Annotated in this window: 1 protein-coding gene; it reads left to right on the top strand. The window is 71.6% G+C overall.

What is annotated here, in order from left to right:
* On the top strand, window positions 1-236 hold a 236-nt coding region (locus CVH10_RS24415; RefSeq protein ID WP_219925117.1), incomplete at both ends, for a hypothetical protein.

Raw genomic sequence — 236 nt, 5'->3', positions numbered from 1 at the left:
GACGGCGCTTGCCGCCTATGACGCCGAAACCCGCCGCAACCGCGATCTGGCGACGGCTTCGCGCGAGGCGCAGGCCTATGCGCGGCGAGCCGCTGCCCGGGTCCGCCTCGGCGATGCGCCCGGCTTGCTCCAGGTCGACGCGCAGCGCGCGGCTGCATCTGCGACCCTCCAACAGGTCCAATCCGACATGGCGGTTTCGCAGAACGAGGTTGCACTGTTCCGCGCGCTGGGCGGTG

Source organism: Halomonas sp. ND22Bw (genome assembly GCF_003011945.1).
GTDB lineage: Bacteria > Pseudomonadota > Gammaproteobacteria > Pseudomonadales > Halomonadaceae > Halomonas > Halomonas halophila.
This window is presented reverse-complemented; position numbering and strand designations above follow the sequence as displayed.